General features: G+C 71.3%; 17 protein-coding genes. 10 read left to right on the top strand and 7 right to left on the bottom strand.

The genetic code is table 11. The features are described 5' to 3' along the window. Positions 1-39 precede the first annotated feature (39 nt). Genes ligK through ACODT0_RS05850 form a run of 3 tightly spaced genes read right to left on the bottom strand, consistent with a single transcriptional unit; the run spans position 40 to position 2,786 of the window. Positions 40-723: a 4-carboxy-4-hydroxy-2-oxoadipate aldolase/oxaloacetate decarboxylase gene (ligK, locus tag ACODT0_RS05860; RefSeq protein WP_489040843.1), complete on the bottom strand. Its 684-nt coding sequence runs from the start codon at positions 721-723 to the stop codon at positions 40-42. Further along, positions 716-1,786, bottom strand: coding sequence for an amidohydrolase family protein (locus tag ACODT0_RS05855; RefSeq protein WP_489040842.1), 1,071 nt, complete (start codon positions 1,784-1,786; stop codon positions 716-718). The genes ligK and ACODT0_RS05855 overlap by 8 nt, the downstream gene beginning before the upstream one ends. Positions 1,787-1,802: 16 nt before the next feature. Next, positions 1,803-2,786: a Bug family tripartite tricarboxylate transporter substrate binding protein gene (locus ACODT0_RS05850; protein ID WP_057595460.1), complete on the bottom strand. Its 984-nt coding sequence runs from the start codon at positions 2,784-2,786 to the stop codon at positions 1,803-1,805. Between the two features lie 109 nt (positions 2,787-2,895). Between ACODT0_RS05850 and ACODT0_RS05845 the strand changes: the two genes are divergently transcribed. After that, positions 2,896-3,669, top strand: coding sequence for an IclR family transcriptional regulator (locus ACODT0_RS05845; protein ID WP_489040841.1), 774 nt, complete (start codon positions 2,896-2,898; stop codon positions 3,667-3,669). Here ACODT0_RS05845 and ACODT0_RS05840 read toward each other — a convergent pair whose 3' ends face one another. The 3 genes from ACODT0_RS05840 to leuC are packed head-to-tail and all read right to left on the bottom strand — an operon-like array spanning position 3,670 to position 6,769. Continuing rightward, positions 3,670-4,692, bottom strand: a complete 1,023-nt coding sequence (locus ACODT0_RS05840) for a tripartite tricarboxylate transporter substrate binding protein (RefSeq protein WP_489040840.1) — start codon at positions 4,690-4,692, stop codon at positions 3,670-3,672. Continuing rightward, on the bottom strand, positions 4,689-5,366 hold the full coding sequence (leuD, locus tag ACODT0_RS05835) for a 3-isopropylmalate dehydratase small subunit (RefSeq protein ID WP_489040839.1): 678 nt from the start codon (positions 5,364-5,366) through the stop codon (positions 4,689-4,691). Before leuD ends, ACODT0_RS05840 begins: the two co-directional genes overlap by 4 nt. Continuing rightward, complete coding sequence (gene leuC / locus ACODT0_RS05830) at positions 5,363-6,769, bottom strand: 3-isopropylmalate dehydratase large subunit (protein ID WP_489040838.1); 1,407 nt, start codon at positions 6,767-6,769, stop codon at positions 5,363-5,365. Before leuC ends, leuD begins: the two co-directional genes overlap by 4 nt. A gap of 113 nt (positions 6,770-6,882) precedes the next feature. Here leuC and ACODT0_RS05825 point away from each other — a divergent pair, with 113 nt between their 5' ends. Continuing rightward, complete coding sequence (locus ACODT0_RS05825; protein WP_489040837.1) at positions 6,883-7,611, top strand: GntR family transcriptional regulator; 729 nt, start codon at positions 6,883-6,885, stop codon at positions 7,609-7,611. On the opposite strand, the gene ACODT0_RS05820 is transcribed toward ACODT0_RS05825, so the two are convergent. Continuing rightward, a complete protein-coding gene (locus ACODT0_RS05820; protein ID WP_057595471.1) occupies positions 7,595-8,497 on the bottom strand; it encodes a LysR family transcriptional regulator in 903 nt (300 codons plus the stop codon). The genes ACODT0_RS05825 and ACODT0_RS05820 overlap by 17 nt on opposite strands. A gap of 143 nt (positions 8,498-8,640) precedes the next feature. Here ACODT0_RS05820 and ACODT0_RS05815 point away from each other — a divergent pair, with 143 nt between their 5' ends. From ACODT0_RS05815 to ACODT0_RS05780, 8 genes are all read left to right on the top strand, one after another. Next, on the top strand, positions 8,641-10,776 hold the full coding sequence (locus tag ACODT0_RS05815) for a 3-hydroxyacyl-CoA dehydrogenase NAD-binding domain-containing protein (protein WP_489040836.1): 2,136 nt from the start codon (positions 8,641-8,643) through the stop codon (positions 10,774-10,776). A 30-nt stretch (positions 10,777-10,806) separates the two neighbouring features. After that, a complete protein-coding gene (locus tag ACODT0_RS05810) occupies positions 10,807-11,997 on the top strand; it encodes an acetyl-CoA C-acyltransferase (protein WP_489040835.1) in 1,191 nt (396 codons plus the stop codon). Between the two features lie 10 nt (positions 11,998-12,007). Then, a complete protein-coding gene (locus ACODT0_RS05805) occupies positions 12,008-13,216 on the top strand; it encodes an acyl-CoA dehydrogenase family protein (protein ID WP_261211448.1) in 1,209 nt (402 codons plus the stop codon). Between the two features lie 12 nt (positions 13,217-13,228). Beyond that, positions 13,229-14,371, top strand: a complete 1,143-nt coding sequence (locus ACODT0_RS05800) for an acyl-CoA dehydrogenase family protein (protein WP_489040834.1) — start codon at positions 13,229-13,231, stop codon at positions 14,369-14,371. Then, a complete protein-coding gene (locus tag ACODT0_RS05795) occupies positions 14,368-15,177 on the top strand; it encodes an oxepin-CoA hydrolase, alternative type (RefSeq protein WP_489040833.1) in 810 nt (269 codons plus the stop codon). Before ACODT0_RS05800 ends, ACODT0_RS05795 begins: the two co-directional genes overlap by 4 nt. A 73-nt stretch (positions 15,178-15,250) precedes the next feature. Beyond that, positions 15,251-16,459 carry a CaiB/BaiF CoA transferase family protein gene (locus tag ACODT0_RS05790; protein WP_057595481.1) on the top strand — a complete coding sequence of 403 codons (1,209 nt, stop codon included), beginning with the start codon at positions 15,251-15,253 and terminating at the stop codon, positions 16,457-16,459. 35 nt (positions 16,460-16,494) lie between these two features. Next, positions 16,495-17,493 carry a Bug family tripartite tricarboxylate transporter substrate binding protein gene (locus tag ACODT0_RS05785; protein WP_057595483.1) on the top strand — a complete coding sequence of 333 codons (999 nt, stop codon included), beginning with the start codon at positions 16,495-16,497 and terminating at the stop codon, positions 17,491-17,493. Positions 17,494-17,543: 50 nt separating this feature from the next. After that, positions 17,544-19,505, top strand: a complete 1,962-nt coding sequence (locus tag ACODT0_RS05780) for an acyl-CoA synthetase (protein WP_489040832.1) — start codon at positions 17,544-17,546, stop codon at positions 19,503-19,505. Positions 19,506-19,516 lie beyond the last annotated feature (11 nt).

The following is a 19,516-nucleotide window of genomic DNA, read 5'->3' as shown; positions in this document are numbered from 1 at the left end:
GGCCATGCGCGCGGGTCGGGCATTGCCCGCCGCGCCCTTTCAGTCGATGTAGCGCAGCCCCGCCGCCGCCAGCGCCGGCCGCATGTCGTACATGTCGAGCCCGAGCACGCCGCTCGCGAGCTTCTCGCGCTTCGACGCCTCCAGCGCCTCGCGCTGGCGCGCCTTCTCGAGCGTGGCCGCGGCCATCGCGCGCGGCACGCAGACCACGCCGTCGTCGTCGGCCACGATCGCATCGCCGGGCTGCACCGACATGCCGGCGCAGGCCACGGGGATGTTGACCGAGCCCAGCGTGGCCTTCACGCAGCCCTTGCTGCTGATGGCCTTGCTCCAGACCGGAAAGCCCATCTGCTGCAAGGTGCGCACGTCGCGCACGCCGCCGTCGATCACCAGCGCGCGCGCGCCGCGGGCCTGGAAGCTGGTGGCCAGCAAGTCGCCGAAGAAGCCGTCGCTGCTCGGCGCGGTGACGGCCGCCACCACGATGTCGCCGGGGCGGATCTGCTCGGCCGCGACGTGCAGCATCCAGTTGTCGCCCGGATGCAGCAGCACGGTGACGGCGCTGCCGCTGACCTGCGCGCCCGGGTAGATCGGCCGCATGTACGGCGCGAGCAGGCCGACCCGGCCCATGGCCTCGTGTACCGTGGCCGAGCCCAGGGCCGCGAGGGCGTCGACGACCTTCGCGTCGGCGCGTTCGATGTGGCGATGGACGACGCCGAGTTCATGCATGGCGGGCTCCTTGCGAGGAATGAGATTGGGGATCGAACAGCCGGCCGCGCGCGTTCAGCTGCGCATCGAGCCGCGGAAAGACGCGGCGCGCATTGCCTTCGTAGACCTGCGCGCGCTCGCCGGCGCTCAACGCGGCGGCCTCGATGTAGCGCCGCGTGTCGTCGTAGGCGTGGCCGGTCTCGGGATCGATGCCGCGCACGGCGCCGATCATCTCGGAGGCGAACAGGATGTTCTCGACCGGGATCACGCGCGCGAGCAGGTCGATGCCCGGCTGGTGGTAGACGCAGGTGTCGAAGAACAGGTTCTGCAGCAGGTGCTGCGCGAGCGGCGGCTTCTTCATCTCCTGGGCCAGCCCGCGAAAGCGCCCCCAGTGGTAGGGCGCGGCACCGCCGCCGTGCGGGATCACGAAGCGCAGGGTCGGGAAATCCGCGAACAGGTCGCCCTCGATGCACTGCATCACGGCCGTGGTGTCGGCATTGAGGTAGTGCGCGCCCGTGGTGTGGAAGCAGGCGTTGCAGCTGGTGCTCACATGGATCATGGCCGGCACGTCGAGCTCGACCATCTTCTCGTAGAGCGGATACCAGTGGCGGTCGGTCAGCGGCGGGCTGTTCCAGAAGCCGCCCGAGGGATCGGGGTTGAGGTTGACGCCGACGAAGCCGTAGTCGCGCACGCAGCGCTCGAGCTCGGCGACGCACGAGGCGACCGGCACGCCCGGCGACTGCGGCAGCATCGCCGCGCCCGCGAAGCGCTCGGGGAACATCGCGCTCACGCGGTGGCACAGCTCGTTGCAGATCGCGGCCCATGCGGACGACACCGCGAAGTCGCCGACGTGGTGCGCCATGAAGCTCGCGCGCGGGCTGAAGACGGTGAGGTCGATGCCGCGCTCGTCCATCAGCCGCAGCTGGTTGCCCTCGATGGATTCGCGCAGCTCGTCGTCGCCGATGCGCAGCTCGGACGCGGCCGGCGCGGGCCGCCCCGCGCCGAAGGCCTCGACCTGGCGCCGGCGCCAGGCCTCGAGCGCGGCCGGCGCGGTGGTGTAGTGGCCGTGGCAGTCGATGATCATGAAGTCGACGCCGTGTTCAATCGGCCTTGATGTCGGCCGCGCGGATCACCTGCTCCCACTTGGCCGATTCGCTCTTGAGGAAGGCCGCGGCCTCCTGCGGGCTCGAGGGCGTGATGACCGCGCCGAGCGCGCCCAGCTTCTCGCGCGTGCCGGCATCGGCCAGCGCCTTGCGCGTCTCGGCATTGAGCTTGGCGACCACCTCGGGCGCGGTGCCGGCCGGCGCGAGCAGCGTCCACCAGACGCTGGCGTCGAAGTTCGGCAGGCCGGCCTCGGCCATGGTGGGCACGTTCGGCAGCATCGGCGCGCGCTGGGCGCCGCTGACCGCCAGCGCGCGCAACCGGCCCGACTGGATGTGCGGCAGCACCTCGAGCGGGTTCAGCAGCATGAACGAGGTGCGCCCGGCGATCAGGTCGACCAGCGCGGGCGAGCCGCCCTTGTAGGCCACGTGCAGCGCATCGAACTTGCCGACCGAGGCCAGCAGCGCGCCGGCCAGGTGGCCCGAGCTGCCGTTGCCGGCCGAGCCGTAGCTCATGTCGCCGGGCTTGGCGCGCGCGGCCGCGAGCAGCTCGGGCACGCTCTTGTAGGGCGCGCTGGCCGGCACCACCAGCACCAGCGGCGCATAGCCCAGGCGCGCCACGGCGACGAAGTCGCGCAGGCCGTTGAACGACAGCTTGGGATAGAGCGTGTTGTTGGTCACCACGCCGTTGGCCGCCACCAGCAGCGAGTAGCCGTCGGGCGCCGAGCGCGCGACGTTCTCGGTGCCGATGTTGGCGTTGGCGCCGGGCCGGTTGTCGACGATCACCGGCTGGCCCATCTGCGTCGACAGCCGCTCGCCGACCACGCGGCCCACGGTGTCGACCGCGCCGCCGGCCGCGAAGGGCACGACCAGGCGGATCGGCTTGCTCGGATACGGCGCCTGCGCGAGCGCCAGCGAGGGCGCGGCGAGGCAGGCCAGGAAGAGCGCGCCAAGGCGGCGGCGCAGCGGGGCGATGGGTGTCATGAGCGGGTCTCCTGCGGATGTTCGAAGCGATGGGGCCCAGTGCCCCGGGAAAGCCGCGAGCCTAGGATTCGCAACGCGGCCGCACAATGCCGTTCCACTCCGCGAAACGATGGCCTCCTCCGCACGCGCTCCCACCCGCACCGCCAAGCCCGTGCCGCGCGCCGAGGGCGTGGCCGCGGTGGCGCGTTCGCTCGCCATCCTCGATGCCTTCGGCACCGCCGACGCGCAGCTCGCGCTGGCCGAGATCGCGCGCCGCACCGCGCTCGCCAAGCCCACCGCGCTGCGGCTCGCGCGCACGCTGGCCACGGCCGGCTACCTCGTGGCGCTCGAGGGCGGTGCCTGGCGCCTGGGCCCGGCGGCCGCGCGGCTGGGCGCGCGCTACCAGCGCGCCTTCGACCTGCGCAACGTGATCGAGCCGGCGCTGCAGCATCTGGCCGAGCGGACCGGCCACAGCGCTTCCTTCTTCGCGCTCGAGGAAGGCCAGCGCGTGCGCCTGCTTCGCGTGCGCGGCGCCGACGGCTTCGTGAGCCCGAGCCGCGTCGGCGAACCGCTGCCGCTCGAGCGCGGCGCGGCCGGCCAGGTGATCCTCGCGTTCTCGGGCGCGCCGGGCGCCGCGCTCGACGCGATCCGCCAGCGTGGCCATCACCTGACCGTGGGCGAAGCCGACGCGGCCGCCGCGAGCGTGGCCGCGCCGGTGTTCGCCGCGCGCGGCACGGTGCTGGGCGCGCTCAGCGTGGCGGTGCCGGCCGACGCGGCCGCGGCCGGCGAACTCGCGCGCCATGCGGCCACGCTGATGGAGGCGGCACGCAGGTTGTCGGATGCGCTCGCGGCCACGCGCTACGAACCGCTCGAAGGCCGCGCGCGCAGCCAGTGGCACCCTTAACTAGTCGGCCTTCACGCCCGCGGCCTTCACCACCGGCGCCCACTTCACGATCTCGCTGCGGATCGTCGCCTCGAACTCGGACGCGCTCGAACCCACGGGCTCGACGCTGAGCTCGGCCAGGCGCTGGCGCACCTCGGGCAGCTGGATCACCTTGACGAGGTCGCCCGACAGCCTGGCCGCGATCGGCGCGGGCAGGCCGCGCGGCGCGACGAAGCCGAACAGGCTCTCGAGCGAATAGCCGGGGATGGTCTCGCCGACGGTCGGGTAGTCGGGATAGATGCGGCTGCGCTTCGCATTGGTCACGGCCAGCACCTTGAGCTTGCCGGCCTTCACGTGCGGCAGTGCCGAGTCGAGCAGCACGAAGCCCACCTGCACCCGACCACTGAGCAGGTCGTTGTACGCGGGCGCGCTGCCGTTGTAGGGGATGTGGACCATGCCGGTCTCGGCGCGCACGTTCATCATCTCGCCCGCCAGGTGGGTGGCGGTGCCGATGCCCAGCGAGGCATAGCTGACCGAGCCCGGCTTGGCGCGCGCCTTGGCGATCAGCCCGGCCACGTCGTTGGCGGGGAACGAGGGAATGGCGACCAGCGCGATCACCGGGAAGCCCAGCAGGCTCAGCGGCGTGAAGTCCTTGGTGGCGTCGTAGGGCAGGTCGTTGCGCAGCGAGGGATTGATGGTGAAGGCGCTGATGACGATGCCGAAGGTGTAGCCGTCGGCCGGCGCCCGCGCGATGGCCTGAGTGCCGACGATGGTGCCGGCGCCGGGCTTGTTGTCGACGATCACGCTCTGGCGCCAGAGCTCGCCGAGCTTCTGCCCGAGCAGGCGGCCGATGACGTCGGTGGCACCGCCCGGAGGCAGCGGGATCACCATCCGCACGGGATGCGAGGGGAAGGCGGAAGCGGGCTCCTGCGCCAGTGCGCGCAGGGGCAGCGCGCCGCTCGCGGCGAGGGCGGCGCCGGCGCGCAGCAGGCCGCGGCGGGTGGCGGCTGCCGGTGGCAGGCGCGGGGGTTGTTCGGGTGTCATGGTGTCTCCTTATCGGTATGGGGGGCGGGGTCGGTGGCGAGGCTCGGGCGCCGGGCGCCGTCGAGGTGCAGCCAGGGATGCAGCGCCCGGTCGCGGCGCTGGAAGGCGTCGATCTCGGTGCTGCGCGCGAGCGTGAGCTCGAGGTCGTCGAGGCCGCGCAGCAGCCCCTCGCGGCGCCGCGGCGGCAGGGCGAAGGGCAGCGTCGGCAGGCCCTCGCGCCGCACGGTGCAGGCCTGCAGGTCGACCGTGAGCACGGCATCGGCGCCCTCGGCCACGGCGCGCGCGAGCACCTCCACCTGCGCGCGCGGCAGGCGCACCGGCAGCAGGCCGTTCTGGAAGCAGTTGCCCTGGAAGATGTCGCCGAAGCTCGGCGCGACGATGCAGCGGATGCCCAGCGCCATCAGCGCCCACACCGCGCCTTCGCGCGAACTGCCGCAGCCGAAGTTGTCGCCCGCCAGCAGGATGCCCGCGCCGCGGTAACGCGGCTGGTTCAGCACGCAGGCCGGGTCCTCGCTGCCGTCGGCGCGAAAGCGCAGCGCGGCCAGCGCATGGGGGCCGAGCTCCTCGCGCGGCACGCCGCCGAACAGCGGCTCGACGCGCACGATCAGGTCGGTGTCGATGTTGTCGCGCACGAGCGGCGCGGCGGTGGCCGTGAGCACGCCGAACGGGCTCATGGCCGGACCTCCATGGCGCGCGGGTCGACCAGGCAGCCCGCGATGGCGGAGGCGGCCGCGAGCTGCGGGCTCGCGAGATGGGTGCGCGCGCCCGGCCCCTGGCGGCCGACGAAGTTGCGGTTCGAGGTCGACACCACGCGCAGGCCCGGCGGCACGGCCTCGCCGTTGGCCGCCACGCACAGCGAGCAGCCCGACTCGCGCCATTCGAAGCCGGCGTCGAGGAACACCCGCGCCAGCCCTTCGGCCTCGGCCTCGCGCTTGACCAGCTCCGAGCCCGGCACGATCCAGGCGCGCACGCCGCTCGCCACGCGCCGGCCGCGCACGGTCTCGGCCGCGAGCCGCAGGTCGGAGATGCGTGCGTTGGTGCACGAGCCGATGAACACCCAGTCCACCGGCGTGCCCGCGATCGCGTCGCCGGCGCGCAGGCCCATGTAGTCGAGCGCGGCCTGCCGCGCGGCGCGCTGCGCCGGATCGCCGGCGGCCGCCGGGTCGGGGATGCGCGCGTCGATGCCGATGGTGTCCTGCGGGCTCGTGCCCCAGGTGACCTGCGGCACGACCTCCGAGACGTCGATGCTCACCTCGCGGTCGAACACCGCGTCGTCGTCGCTGCGCAGGGTGGCCCAGTGCGCCGCGGCCTGGTCCCATTGCGCGCCGCCGGGCGCGAACGGCCGGCCGCGCACGTAGGCCAGCGTGCGCGCGTCGGGCGCGACGATGCCGAAGCGCCCGCCCATCTCCACCGACAGGTTGCACACCGTCATGCGCGCCTCGATGTCGAGCGCGTCGATGGCCGCGCCCGCGTACTCGACCGCGCAGCCCGAGGCCCCGGTGGCGCCGAGCCGGCCGATGGCATGCAGGATCAGGTCCTTCGCGCTGGTGCCCGCGGGCAGCGTGCCCTCGAAGCGGATGCGCATCTGGCGCGGACGCTGCAGCACGATGGTCTGGGTCGCGGCCACGTGCTGGAACTCGGTGGCGCCGATGCCGAAGGCCAGCGCGCCGAGCGCGCCGTGGGTGCAGGTGTGGCTGTCGCTGCAGACCACCGAGGCGCCCGGCAGCGTGAGTCCGAGCTCGGGCCCGACCACGTGCACGATGCCCTGCCCCGGCTGGCCGACATCGAACAGGCGGATGCCCTGCAGCCGTGTCTCGTGGCGCAGGTCGGCCAGGTAGCGGATGGCGTTCGGCGTGTGGCCCTCGCGGCCCGGCGCGGTCGACACCGTGTGGTCGGGCATCGCGAAGGTCAGCTCGGGATGGCGCACCGGCAGCCCGCGCCGGCGCAGCGCGGCCAGCGCCTTGCTGCCGGGATCGCTGACCAGGTGGCGGTCGACATGCAGCAGCGAGAAGCCGCCGCCCAGGTCGGACACCACGTGGGCGTCCCATATCTTCTCGAAGAGCGTGCGGCCGGGCATGCGGGGTCGGTCGGCGTGAGCCGTCGTGGAGCGTTGTTGGTCCTATTGTATTGACATCAATACTTTTAGCCAACGCCCCGGTCCGCCCCGTCATCGACCGCTAAGATTTGCCCATGGACCTCAACAGGCAGCCCGGCGTGGCACTGCATCACCAGATCTCGACCCTGATCGAGGACATGGTCGCCAGCGGGCGGCTGCGCGACGGCGACCAGCTCCCCACCGAGGAGGAGCTGCGCGAGAAGTACGGCGTCTCGCGCGTCACGGTGCGGCGCGCGCTGCAGTCGCTGGAGGAACGCGGCCTGCTCAAGCGCCAGCGCGGCCGCGGCACCTACGTGTCGGCGCCCTTGCGCTCGGCGCCGCTGCCGATGCCGATGGAGTCCTTCCTCGCGACCATGGCCGAGCGCCGCTCGCGCAGCAAGCCGTCGGTGAAGGAGTTCGGCTTCGTGCCCGCGCCCGCCGACGTGGCGGCCGCACTGCGGCTGGAGGAAGGCACGCCGGTGCTCCAGGTGGTGCGGCTGCGCAGCACCGGGCGGCTGCCGATCCTGCACAGCATCGTCCACCTCATCGAGGACGTGGGCCGGCGCTTCGCGCGGGCCGATTTCTCGCGGCTGTCGTTGACCGAGCTGTTGCAGGGCCAGGGCATCCGCTACGGCCGCATCGAGATGCTCACGCGCGCCACGCTGGCCGACGCGCCGCTGGCCGCGCTGCTCGGCGTGCCGATGGCCTCGGCGCTGGTCGACGTGCTGCGCATCGGCCACGACGAGGCCGACCGGCCCTTCGAGTTCCAGCGCCTGCGCGGCCCGTCGGACCGCTTCCACTCGCACGTCACGATCCGGGGCTGACCTCGCGCACGCGCTCCAGCGTGTAGTCGATGAAGGTGCGGATCGCGCGCGTGTGCTGGCGGTTCGGCATGTAGAGCATGAACATCTGGGTGCCGAAGATCGACAACCGCCAGTCGTCGAGCGTGGTCAGCACCTCGCCGCGGCGCACGTCCTCGGCCACCACGTAGTCGGGCACCAGCCCGATGCCCAGGCCCGCGAGGATGGCCTGGCGCAGGAACAGGAAGTTCTCCGAGATCAGGGTCGGCTCGAGCACCACCTCGCGCCGGATCTCGCCCTGGTAGGCCGACACCCGCAGCTGCCGCCCGATGACCGCGGCCGTGACCACCGGCGCGCCATGCAGCCCGTCGAGCTGCTCGGGCAGCGGATGCCGCGCCGCGTAGTCGCGCGAGGCGCAGGCCACGTAGCGCACCGGGCCCATCGCGCGCGCCACCAGGTTCTGCGGCGGCTCGGGGATCACGCGGATCGCGATGTCGACCTCGTCGCGCAGCAGGTCCTCGATGCGGTTCTCGAACACCACGTCGAGCACGATGCCCGGGTAGCGGCGCTTGAAGTCGATCAGCCAGTCGGCCATGACCAGCTGCCCGTAGCCGCTGGGCACGCTCAGCCGCACCTGGCCCTGCAGCCCCTCGCCCAGCGTGGTGACCGATTCGCGCGCCGCGCGCAGCTCGCCCTGGATCGCGGTGCCGTGCTGGTACAGGCGCAAGCCGATCTCGGTGGGCTCGGCGCGCCGGGTGGTGCGCCGCACCAGCTGCGCGCCGACCGAGCGCTCGAGCTGGTTCAGGTGGTAGCTGACGTTGGCCCGGGTCATCTTGAGCCGGCGCGCGGCCGCGCTCAGGTTGCCGGCATCGATGATTTCGACCAGCAGGGTCAGCGATTGGAGGTCCATGACCGGATTTTGTCAAAAATCCTTTGACAGTCTGTCAACCGGCTATGCAATTGTCAAAACGGGGATGGGTGCAAAGAATGCGGGGTTCACCCCTCCAGAGCCTCGCGCCGCTCCGGCGCGTCACCGAGACAAGCGACACGCACATGGCCACCCCGACCTCCAGCCCCTCCACGTCCTCCGGTCCCGTCGCCTTCGAGCGCCAGGGCGACGTCTTCGTCGTGACCATCGACAACCCGCCCGTCAACGCCCTGGGCGTGGACGTGCGCCGCGGCCTGGTGGCCGCCATCGACGCGGCCGAGGCCGACGCCGCGGCCAAGGCCGTGTTGATCGTCGGCGCCGGCCGCAACTTCATCGCCGGCGCCGACATCCGCGAATTCGGCAAGGCGCCGCAGCCGCCCTCGCTGCCCGAGGCCTGCCTGAAGATCGAGAACTGCAGCAAGCCCGTGATCGCCGCCATCCATGGCGCCGCGCTCGGCGGCGGCCTCGAGGTGGCGCTGTCGGCCCACTACCGCCTGGCCTCCCCCACCGCCAAGCTGGGCCTGCCCGAAGTCGCGCTGGGCCTGTTGCCCGGCTCGGGCGGCACGCAGCGCACGCCGCGCCTGATCGGCGTGAAGCCCGCCATCGAGCTGATGCTCAGCGGCCGCCACGCGCTCGCGAAGGAAGCGCTGTCGCTGGGCCTGGTCGACCGCCTCGGCAGCGAGGCCGACGCGCGCGCCGAAGGCCTGGCGTATGCCAGGGAACTGATCGCCGCCAACGCCCCGGTGCGCCGCACGCGCGAGGCCGGCGCGCTGGCCGACCAGGAAGCCAGCCGCGCCGCCCTCGAGGCCGCGCGCGCCGACACCGCCAAGAAGAGCCGCGGCCTGTTCTCGCCGATGAAGATCGTCGAGGCGGTCGAGGGCGCGCTCACGCTGCCCTTCGACGAAGGCATGGCGCTCGAGCGCAAGCTGTTCCTGCAGTGCATCGACAGCCCGCAGCGCGCGGGCCTGATCCACGCCTTCTTCGCCGAGCGCGAAGTGCTCAAGGCGCCCGAGACCCGCTCCGCCAGCCCGCGGCCGCTCGAGTCGGCAGGCATCGTCGGCGGCGGCACCATGGGCGCGGGCATCGCCGTGGCGATGCTCGACGCCGGCCTGCCCGTGACCATGATCGAGCGCGACGACACCCAGCTCGCACGCGGCCGCGCCAACGTCGAGAAGGTCTACGACGGCCTGATCGCCAAGGGCCGCATCACGCCCGAGGCCAAGGCCGCCGTGATGGCGCGCTTCTCGGGCTCGACCTCGTACGACGCGCTCGCCGGCGTCGACATCGTGGTCGAGGCCGTGTTCGAGGACATGGGCGTGAAGAAGGCCGTGTTCGCCGAACTCGACCGCGTCTGCAAGCAGGGCGCGGTGCTGGCCACCAATACCTCGTACCTCGACATCGACGAGATCGCCGCCAGCATCTCGCGGCCGCAGGACGTGGTGGGCCTGCACTTCTTCTCGCCGGCCAACATCATGAAGCTGCTCGAGATCGTGGTGCCCGCCAAGGTGCGCGCCGACGTGGTCGCCACCGGCTTCGAGCTCGCGAAGAAGCTCAGGAAGGTGCCGGTGCGCGCGGGCGTGTGCGACGGCTTCATCGGCAACCGCATCCTGGCCGTGTACCGCCAGGCGGCCGACCACATGATGGAGGACGGCGCCTCGCCCTACGAGATCGACGCGGCCGTGCGCAACTTCGGCTACCCGATGGGCCCGTTCCAGGTCTCGGACCTCGCGGGCGGCGACATCGGCTGGGCCACGCGCAAGCGCAAGGCCGCCACGCGCGACCCGAAGGCGCGCTACGTGCAGGTGGCCGACCGCATCTGCGAGCGCGGCTGGTTCGGCCAGAAGACGCAGCGCGGCTACTACCTCTATCCCGAAGGCGCGCGCACCGGCCAGCCCGACCCCGAGGTGCTCGCGATCATCGACGCCGAGCGCGAACGCGCGGGCGTCACGCCACGCGCCTTCACCGAGGAGGAAATCATGCGCCGCTACATGGCCGCGATGATCAACGAAGGCGCCAACGTCGTGCTGCAGCGCATCGCGCTGCGCCCGCTCGACGTCGACGTGACCTTCCTCTACGGCTACGGCTTCCCGCGCCACCGCGGCGGCCCGATGAAGTACGCCGACATGGTGGGCCTGCCCAAGGTGCTGGCCGACATCCAGGAGTTCGCGAAGGAAGACCCGATCTTCTGGAAGCCGTCGCCGCTGCTGGTGCAGCTGGTCGAGCGCGGCGCCGACTTCGCGAGCCTCAATCAATCCGAGTAATCACAGAGCCAGCCTCCAGGAGACATCCCCATGCGTGAAGCCGTCATCGTTTCCACCGCCCGCACCCCGCTCACCAAGGCGCACCGCGGCGAATTCAACATCACCCCCGGCCCCACGCTGGCGGCCTTCGCGGTCAAGGCCGCGGTCGAGCGCTCGGGCCTCGACCCGGCCTTGATCGAGGACGCCATCCTCGGCTGCGGCTATCCCGAGGGCACCACGGGTCGCAACATCGCGCGCCAGGCCATCGTGCGCGCGGGCCTGCCGATCTCGATCGCCGGCACCACCGTCAACCGCTTCTGCGCCTCGGGCCTGCAGGCGATCGCCATGGCCGCGGGCCGCATCGTGGTGGACGGCGCGCCGGCCATGATCGCGGGCGGCGTGGAAAGCATCTCGCAGATCCGCAGCCGCAGCGCCACCGACAGCGGCGACAACGGCATGGACCCGTGGATCGTCGAGCACAAGCCCGCGCTCTACATGGCGATGATCGAGACCGCCGACATCGTGGCCCAGCGCTACAACATCAGCCGCGAGGCGCAGGACCGCTTCTCGGCCGAGAGCCAGCGCCGCACCGAGGAAGCACAGCTTGCCGGCCGCTACAAGGACGAGATCGTCGCCTGCACCACCACCATGGCGGTGACCGACAAGGAGACCAAGGAGGTCACGCACCGCGAGGTCACGGCCACCGAGGACAACTGCAACCGCCGCGGCACCACCTACGACGCGCTGGCCAAGCTCAAGCCCGTGATGGGCGACGACAAGTTCATCACCGCGGGCAATGCCTCGCAGCTCTCCGACGGCGCCTCGGCCTGCGTGCTGATGGAAGCCAAGGACGCCGAGCGCGCCAACATCAAACCCCTGGGCGCCTTCCGCGGCCTCGCGGTCGCGGGCTGCGAGCCCGACGAGATGGGCATCGGCCCGGTGTTCGCCGTGCCCAAGCTGCTCGCGCGCCACGGCCTCAAGGTCGAGGACATCGACCTGTGGGAACTCAACGAGGCCTTCGCCTCGCAATCGATCTACTGCCAGGACCGGCTGGGCATTCCCTCGGAACGCCTCAACGTCGACGGCGGCGCGATCTCGATCGGCCACCCCTTCGGCATGACCGGCGCGCGCCTCGCGGGCCATGTGCTCATCGAAGGCAAGCGCCGCGGCGCCAAGTACGCCGTGGTCACGATGTGCATCGCCGGCGGCATGGGCGCGGCCGGCCTGTTCGAAATCTATTGAGGAGCGCGCGATGGACCTGAACTTCACCCCCGAAGAAGAAGCCTTCCGCGGCGAGGTGCGTGCCTTCCTGGCCGACAAGCTGCCCGCGCGGCTGTCGGACAAGGTGCGCGGCGGCAAGATCCTCGAGAAGGCCGACATGGAGGAATGGCATGCCATCCTCGACGCGCGCGGCTGGCTCGCCAATCACTGGCCCGAGCAGTACGGCGGCCCGGGCTGGACGGCGGTGGAGAAGTTCATCTTCGAGAACGAGTGCGCGCTGGCCTTCGCGCCGCGCATCGTGCCCTTCGGCGTGAACATGCTCGGGCCGGTGCTGATCAAGTACGGCAACGAGGCGCAGAAGAAGCACTGGCTGCCGCGCATCCTCAACGGCGCCGACTGGTGGTGCCAGGGCTATTCGGAACCCGGCGCGGGCTCCGACCTCGCGGCCGTCAAGACCTCGGCCGTGCGCGGCATCGATGCCCAGGGCGACCACTACATCGTGAACGGCCAGAAGACCTGGACCACGCTGGGCCAGCACGCCAACATGATCTTCTGCCTGGTGCGCACCAACCGCGAGGCGAAGAAGCAGGAGGGCATCAGCTTCCTGCTGATCGACATGAAGTCGCCCGGCGTCGAAGTGCGCCCGATCATCACGCTCGACGGCGAGCATGAGGTCAACGAGGTGTTCTTCTCCGACGTGCGCGTGCCGGCCGAGAACCTCGTGGGCGAGGAGAACAAGGGCTGGACCTGCGCCAAGTACCTGCTGACCTACGAGCGCACCAACATCGCGGGCGTGGGCTTCTCGGTGGCCGCGCTCGAACAGCTCAAGGGCATCGCCGCCACGCAGACGAAGAACGGCAAACCGCTGTCGGAAGACCCGGCCTTCGCGGCGCGCATGGCGCGCGTGGAGATCGACCTCGAGAACATGAAGACCACCAACCTGCGCGTGATCGCGGCCGTGGCCGGCGGCGGCGTGCCGGGCGCCGAGAGCTCGATGCTCAAGATCCGCGGCACCGAGATCCGCCAGGAGATCTCGTCGCTGGCGCGCCGCGCGATGGGCGTGCATGGCCGCCCCTTCATCGCCGAGGCGCTGAAGGACGGCTTCACCGGCGAGACCTTCGGCCCGGCCTACGCCTCGGCCGCCGCCTCGCGCTACTTCAACAACCGCAAGCTGTCGATCTTCGGCGGCTCGAACGAGATCCAGAAGAACATCATCTCCAAGATGATCCTGGGCCTGTAAAGGAGAGATGCAATGAACTTCGAACACAGCGAAGACCGGCGCATGCTCGCCGACAGCCTCAACCGCTTCATCAGCGAGCAGTACGCCTTCGATGCGCGCGACCGCATCGCAAAGTCCGAGCACGGCTTCAGCAAGGAGATCTTCCAGCAGTTCGCCGAACTCGGCGTGATCGGCGCGCTGTTCGGCGAGGCCGATGGCGGCTTCGGTGGCGGCGGCTTCGACATCGCCGTGGTCTTCGAGGCCCTGGGCCGCGGTCTCGTGGTCGAGCCGCTGCTGGGCGCGGTGATGGTCGGCGAGGCGCTCGGCGCGGCCGGCACGGATGCGCAGAAAGAGAAGCTGGTCGACATCATCAATGGCGTGACCGTCGCGGCCTTCGCGCACGACGAGGCCGACACGCATTACGAACGCACGCGCGTGCAGACGAAGGCCGAGCGCAGTGGCGACGGCTGGGTGCTGAACGGCGCCAAGGCCGTGGTGCCGCAGGGCGAGCAGGCCGACCTGTTCCTGGTCTCGGCCCGCACCTCGGGCGCGGTGGACGACGAAGCCGGCATCTCGCTGTTCCTCGTGCCCGCGAAGACCGCAGGCCTCACCGTGCGCGGCTGCCCGTCGATCGACGGCGGCCGTGTCGCCGAACTCTCGTTCGACGGCCTGAAGCTGCCCGCCGATGCGCTGCTGGGCGCCGAGGGCCAGGGCGCCGCGACGCTCGAGCGCGCCATCGGCCGCGGCGTGCTCGCGCTGTGCGCCGAGGCCGTGGGCGCGATGGAAGCGGCCAAGACCGCCACGCTCGACTACCTGCGCACGCGCAAGCAGTTCGGCACGCTGATCGGCAGCTTCCAGGCGCTGCAGCACCGCATGGCCGACCTGCTGCTCGAGATCGAGCAGGCGCGCTCGGCGGTCATCAATGCCGCGGCCGCCATCGACGGCAGCGACCGCCTCGCGCGCGAGCGCGCGCTGTCGGCCGCCAAGTTCAGCATCGGCCGCATCGGCGCGTTGGTGGCCGAGGAAAGCATCCAGATGCACGGCGGCATCGGCATGACCTGGGAGCTGCCTCTGCCCCACTACGCCAAGCGCCTCGTGATGATCGACCACCAGCTCGGCGACGAGGACCATCATCTGCAGCGCTACATCTCGCTCGGCAAGGAGGTGGCGGCATGAGCAACGACAAGACCGTGCTGATCTCGCAAGAGGGTGCCGTCCGCATCCTGACCAACAGCAACCCGGCCGCGCGCAACGCGATCACGCCCACGCTGTATGCCGAGCTCGCGGCCGCGCTGGCCGATGCGCAGGACGACCCCGAGGTCGGTGCCATCGTCTTCACCGGCGCCGGCGATTTCTTCTGCTCGGGCGGCGACCTCAACCTGCTGGCCAAGCGCCGCGAGCTGCCCGCGTCGGAACGCCGCGAGAAGCTCGAGGGCCTGCACAACCTGACCCGCGCGCTGCGCGACTGCGGCAAGCCCGTGATCGCGGCCGTCGAGGGCGGCGCCGCGGGCGCGGGCCTGTCGATGGCGCTGGCCTGCGACATGCTCGTGTCGGCGCGCGATGCCTTCTACACCGTGGCCTACGTCAAGGTCGGCCTCACGCCCGATGGCGGCGCCACCGCCTTCCTGGCCGAGTTCGTCTCGCGCCAGCTGCTGACCGAGCTGTGCCTGACCGGCGACCGCCTGCCGGCCGAGCGCCTGCATGCGCTGGGCGCGGTCAACCGACTGACCGACAAGGGCGCGGCACTGGCCGAGGCGATCGCGCTCGCGGCCAAGGTCGCGAACGGCCCGCAGCGCGCGAGCGCGCGCATCAAGTCGCTGTGCCGCCAGGCGCACCGCGCCACGCTCGAGGAACAACTCGAGGCCGAGGCCGTCTACATGGTGGAGTCGCAGGCCGATGCCGAAGCCGCCGAAGGCATCGGTGCCTTCCTCGGCAAGCGCAAGGCCGACTTCGCCGCGCTGCGGCGGCAGGACAAGTCCTGACGCTGGCCGCCACCGCTTCTTCCCCGGCCTCGCGCGGACCCGCGCCGAGGTCTCACGTCTTTCCGGAGCCACCATGCCCTCGCTGAATTCCTCGCTGCCGCTCGCCGGCGTGCGCGTCCTCGACCTCTCCCGCATCCTCGCGGGCCCCTGGTGCGGCATGGTGCTGGCCGACATGGGCGCCGAGGTCATCAAGGTCGAGCACCCGGGCCGCGGCGACGACACGCGCGACTGGGGCCTGCGCGTGGGCAAGACCGAGACCGCCTACTTCAACAGCGTGAACCGCAACAAGCGCTCGGTCACGCTCGACCTGCAGACGCCCGAGGGCCAGCAGCTCGCGCGCGATCTCGCGAAGCAGTGCGACGTGCTGATCCAGAACTTCAAGTTCGGCGGCATCGACAAGCTGGGCCTGGGCTACGAGCAGCTGAGCAAGGAGAACCCGCGCCTCGTCTACTGCTCGATCTCGGGCTACGACCGCACCGGCCCCGAGGCCGCGCGCCCCGGCTACGACCTCGTGGTGCAGGGCGAGGCCGGCCTGATGGCGCTCAACGGCGAGGCCGACCAGCCGCCGCTGAAGTTCGGCGTCGCGGCCGTCGACCTGTTCACCGGCATGTACTCGGCGCAGGCCATCCTCGCCGCGCTCTACCAGCGCGAGAAGACCGGCCGCGGCCGGCATGTGGAGATGGCGCTGTTCGACTGCGGCCTGATGATCACCGCCTACTACGGCCTCGAGGCGCTGCTGCTGGGCGAGGACCCGCCGCGCTACGGCAACTCGCATCCCTCGATCGTGCCCTACGGCGTGTTCGACGCGGCCGACGGCCCGCTGGTCATCACCGTGGGCAACAACGCGCAGTTCGCGCGCTTCTGCACCGAGGTGATCGAGCGGCCCGACCTCGCGGCCGACGAGCGCTTCAAGACCAACATCCTGCGTTCGGCCAACCGCGCGGTGCTGCTGCCGCAGCTGCATGCCGAACTCGCGAAGCGCCCGCGCGCCGCGCTGCTCGAAAAACTGAGTGCCGCCGGCATTCCCTGCGGCGAGGTACTGGGCCTGCTCGAGGCGCTGCAATCGAAGCGCGCCACCGACGCCGGCCTGGTCACGCGCCAGCCGCATCCGGTCGCGGGCACGGTCGACGTGCTCGCGCCTCCTTACCGTTTCGATGGCGAGCGCCTGCCGGTGCGCAGCGCGCCGCCCACCCTGGGCGAAGGCACGCACGACGTGCTCCAGTCCTTGCTCGGCCTGTCGGATGAAAAGCTGGCAGCGCTGAAAAGCAGCGGCGTCGTCTGACGGCGCCATCTCTTGTTCCCCTGAAGCAGAAGTCCATGGCCTCCCTCTCTCTCCGTACCCTCCGCAGTCCCCTTCGCCGTGCACTCCTCGCGCTCGCCCTTCCCCTTGCCGCCGGTGCCGCCTTCGCGCAGGCCTGGCCGGCCAAGCCGATCACGCTGATCGTGCCCTTCCCGCCCGGCGGTCCCACCGACGTGGCCTCGCGCATCGTGGCGCAGAAGATGTCGGCCGCGCTCGGCCAGAACATCGTGATCGACAACCGCAGCGGCGCCTCGGGCACCGTGGGCGCGGCCGCCGCCGCGCGCGCGCCGGCCGACGGCTACACCTTCGTGATGCTGGCCACGCCCACGCTGCTGGCCTCGCACCTCTACGGCCCGACCGGCTACGACATCTTCAAGAACTTCACGCCCGTGGGCAGCGTCTACGACCTGCCGATCGTGCTGGTGGTCAATCCCAAGGCGCTGCCCGAGGTGACCGGCCTGCAGGGCCTGATCGCCAAGGCCAAGGCCGAGAACGGCAAGCTCAACTACACGACCGCGGGTGCCGGCAGCTTCGGCCACCTGACGACCGAACAGCTCAAGAACATCGGCAAGTTCGAGATGCAGCACGTGCCCTACCGCGGCAGCGCGCCCGCTGTGACCGACCTGATCGGCGGCCAGGTGCCCGCGATGTTCTCCGACCTCGTGGCCGTGATCCCGCACATCCGCGCGGGCAAGCTGCGCGCCATCGCGGTCGGCTCGGGCCAGCGCGTGAGCCTCCTGCCCGACGTGAAGACGGTGGCCGAACAGGGCTTCCCGGGCTTCGACGCCACCTCGTGGGGCGGCCTGCTGGCACCGGCCGGCACGCCCAAGGACGTGGTCGAGCGCATGAGCGCTGAACTCAAGAAGGCGCTGGCCGACAAGGAAGTGCAGGACAAGCTGCAGGGCGTGGGCTCGTTCGCGGCCTACCGTACCGCCGACCAGACCGCCGAGCGCATGCGCCAGGACTTCGAGCGCTGGGGCAAGGTCATCCGCGACAACCACATCACGAACCAGTAAAACAGCCGGGCCGACACGGCGACGATTTCAAGGGAACAAGGAGACAGGCCATGACCGACAGGAACGACCGGCACGACAACGACTACGCGACGCCCGTGGGCGCGCCGTTCCGGCCCGCGCGCCCCGTGCGCAGCCTCGCCGACATCCACGCGCTCGAGCAGACGCCGCTGGCGCAGGCGCTCACGGTGCGCAGCACCTACGAGATCTTTCGCAACGCGGGCCATGCCTTCGGCGACAAGACGGCGCTGACCTTCCTGCGCACCGGCAACCCGGACGACGCGCCGATCCGCTGGTCGTATGCCGAGCTGCTCGCGCGCATCCACCAGACCGCGAACCTGCTGCATGGCCTGGGCGTGGGCCCGAACGATGCGGTGGCGGTGCTGCTGCCGGGCTGCCTCGAATACCACCTCGCGCTCTGGGGCGGCGAGGCGGCCGGCATCGTGCAGCCGCTCAATCCGCTGCTCACCGACGAGAAGCTGGTCGCGCTGATGACCGCGGCCCGCGCCAAGGTGCTGATCGCCTATGGCTCGGACGCCGAGTCGGGCATGTGGTCGAAGGCGCTGCGGCTGCGCGGCCAGGTGCCCGGGCTCACCACCCTGCTGCGCGTGGCGCCGCACGACGAGGCACCGGGCGCGGCGGGCGCGCTGCCCGAGGGCGTGGCCGACTTCGAGGCGCTGCGCGCGGCACAACCCGATGACCGCCTCGTGAGCGGCCGCGACATCGCCTCGAGCGACATCGCCGCCTACTTCCACACCGGCGGCACCACCGGCGCGCCCAAGCTCGCGCGCCACAGCCACGGCGCGCAGGTGTTCACCGCCTGGGCCAGCGTGCAGGTCGCGGGCATGAACGAGCACGGCATCTCGATCAACGGCTATCCGCTGTTCCACGTCGCGGGCGTGCTGCCGGCCTCGCTGGCGTCGCTGTCGGCCGGCGTGGAGGTGGTGATTCCCACGCCCTCGCTGCTGCGCAACAAGCAGGTGCTGGCCAACTACTGGAAGCTGGTCGCCAAGTACCGCCCGACCTCGCTGTCGGCCGTGCCCACGGTGCTGGCCGCGCTGGCCAACGTGCCGCTGGACGGCGCCGACATCTCATCGATCACCTACTGCCGCACCGGCGCGGCCGTGCTCTCGCCCGAACTCGCCGCGCGCTTCGAGCGCCTGTTCGGCCTGCACGTGCACGAGAGCCTGGGCATGACCGAGATGGCCGGCATCTCGACCATCACGCCGCCCGGCGTCGATGGCCCCGCGGGCTGCGTCGGCTTTCGGCTGCCCTACATGCAGATGCGCGTGGTGGCGCTCGACGAGCACGGCAACGCGAGCAACCGCGAGGTGGCGCGCGGCGAGACCGGCATGGTGCTGTTCAAGTCGCCCAACGTGTTCTCGGGCTTCGTCGATCCGGCCGACAACGCCAAGGCCTTCACGGCCGACGGCTGGCTCGCGACCGGCGACCTGGGCTGGATCGACAGCGAGGAGCGGCTCAACCTCACGGGCCGCTCGAAGGACCTGATCATCCGCAGCGGCCACAACATCGATCCCAAGGTGATCGAGGATGCACTGAGCGCCCACCCGGCGGTGCAGGTCTGCGCCGCGGTCGGCGCGCCCGATGCCTACGCGGGCGAACTGCCCGTGGTGTTCGCGACCCTGGTGCCCGGCGGCGTGGCCACCGAGGACGAGCTGCTGGCCTTCACCGCCGCGCGCGTCGACGAGGCACCGGCCAAGCCCAAGTGGGTGGCGCTGGTCGATGCGCTGCCGATGACCAACGTCGGCAAGATCTACAAGCCCGAGCTGCGCGCCATGGCCGCGAGCCGCGTGGTGGCCGCCACCGTGGCCGAGCTGTGCGCCGAACTCGGCCTGCCCGAAGCCGCGCGCCCGAGCGTGACGCACGAGGGCGAGAGCCTGGTGCGCGTGACCATCGACTCCGCCGCCGCCGGCGCGCAGTCCGCTGCTCTCTCGGAGCGGCTGCAGAAGGCGCTCGAGCCACTGCCTTTCAAGACCCGCGTGGCGACGGCCTGAAGCCGCCGCAC

This window comes from Variovorax sp. FG153 (assembly GCF_057809595.1).
Note: the sequence above shows the minus strand (reverse complement) of the source record. Positions and strands in the feature narration are given on the sequence as shown.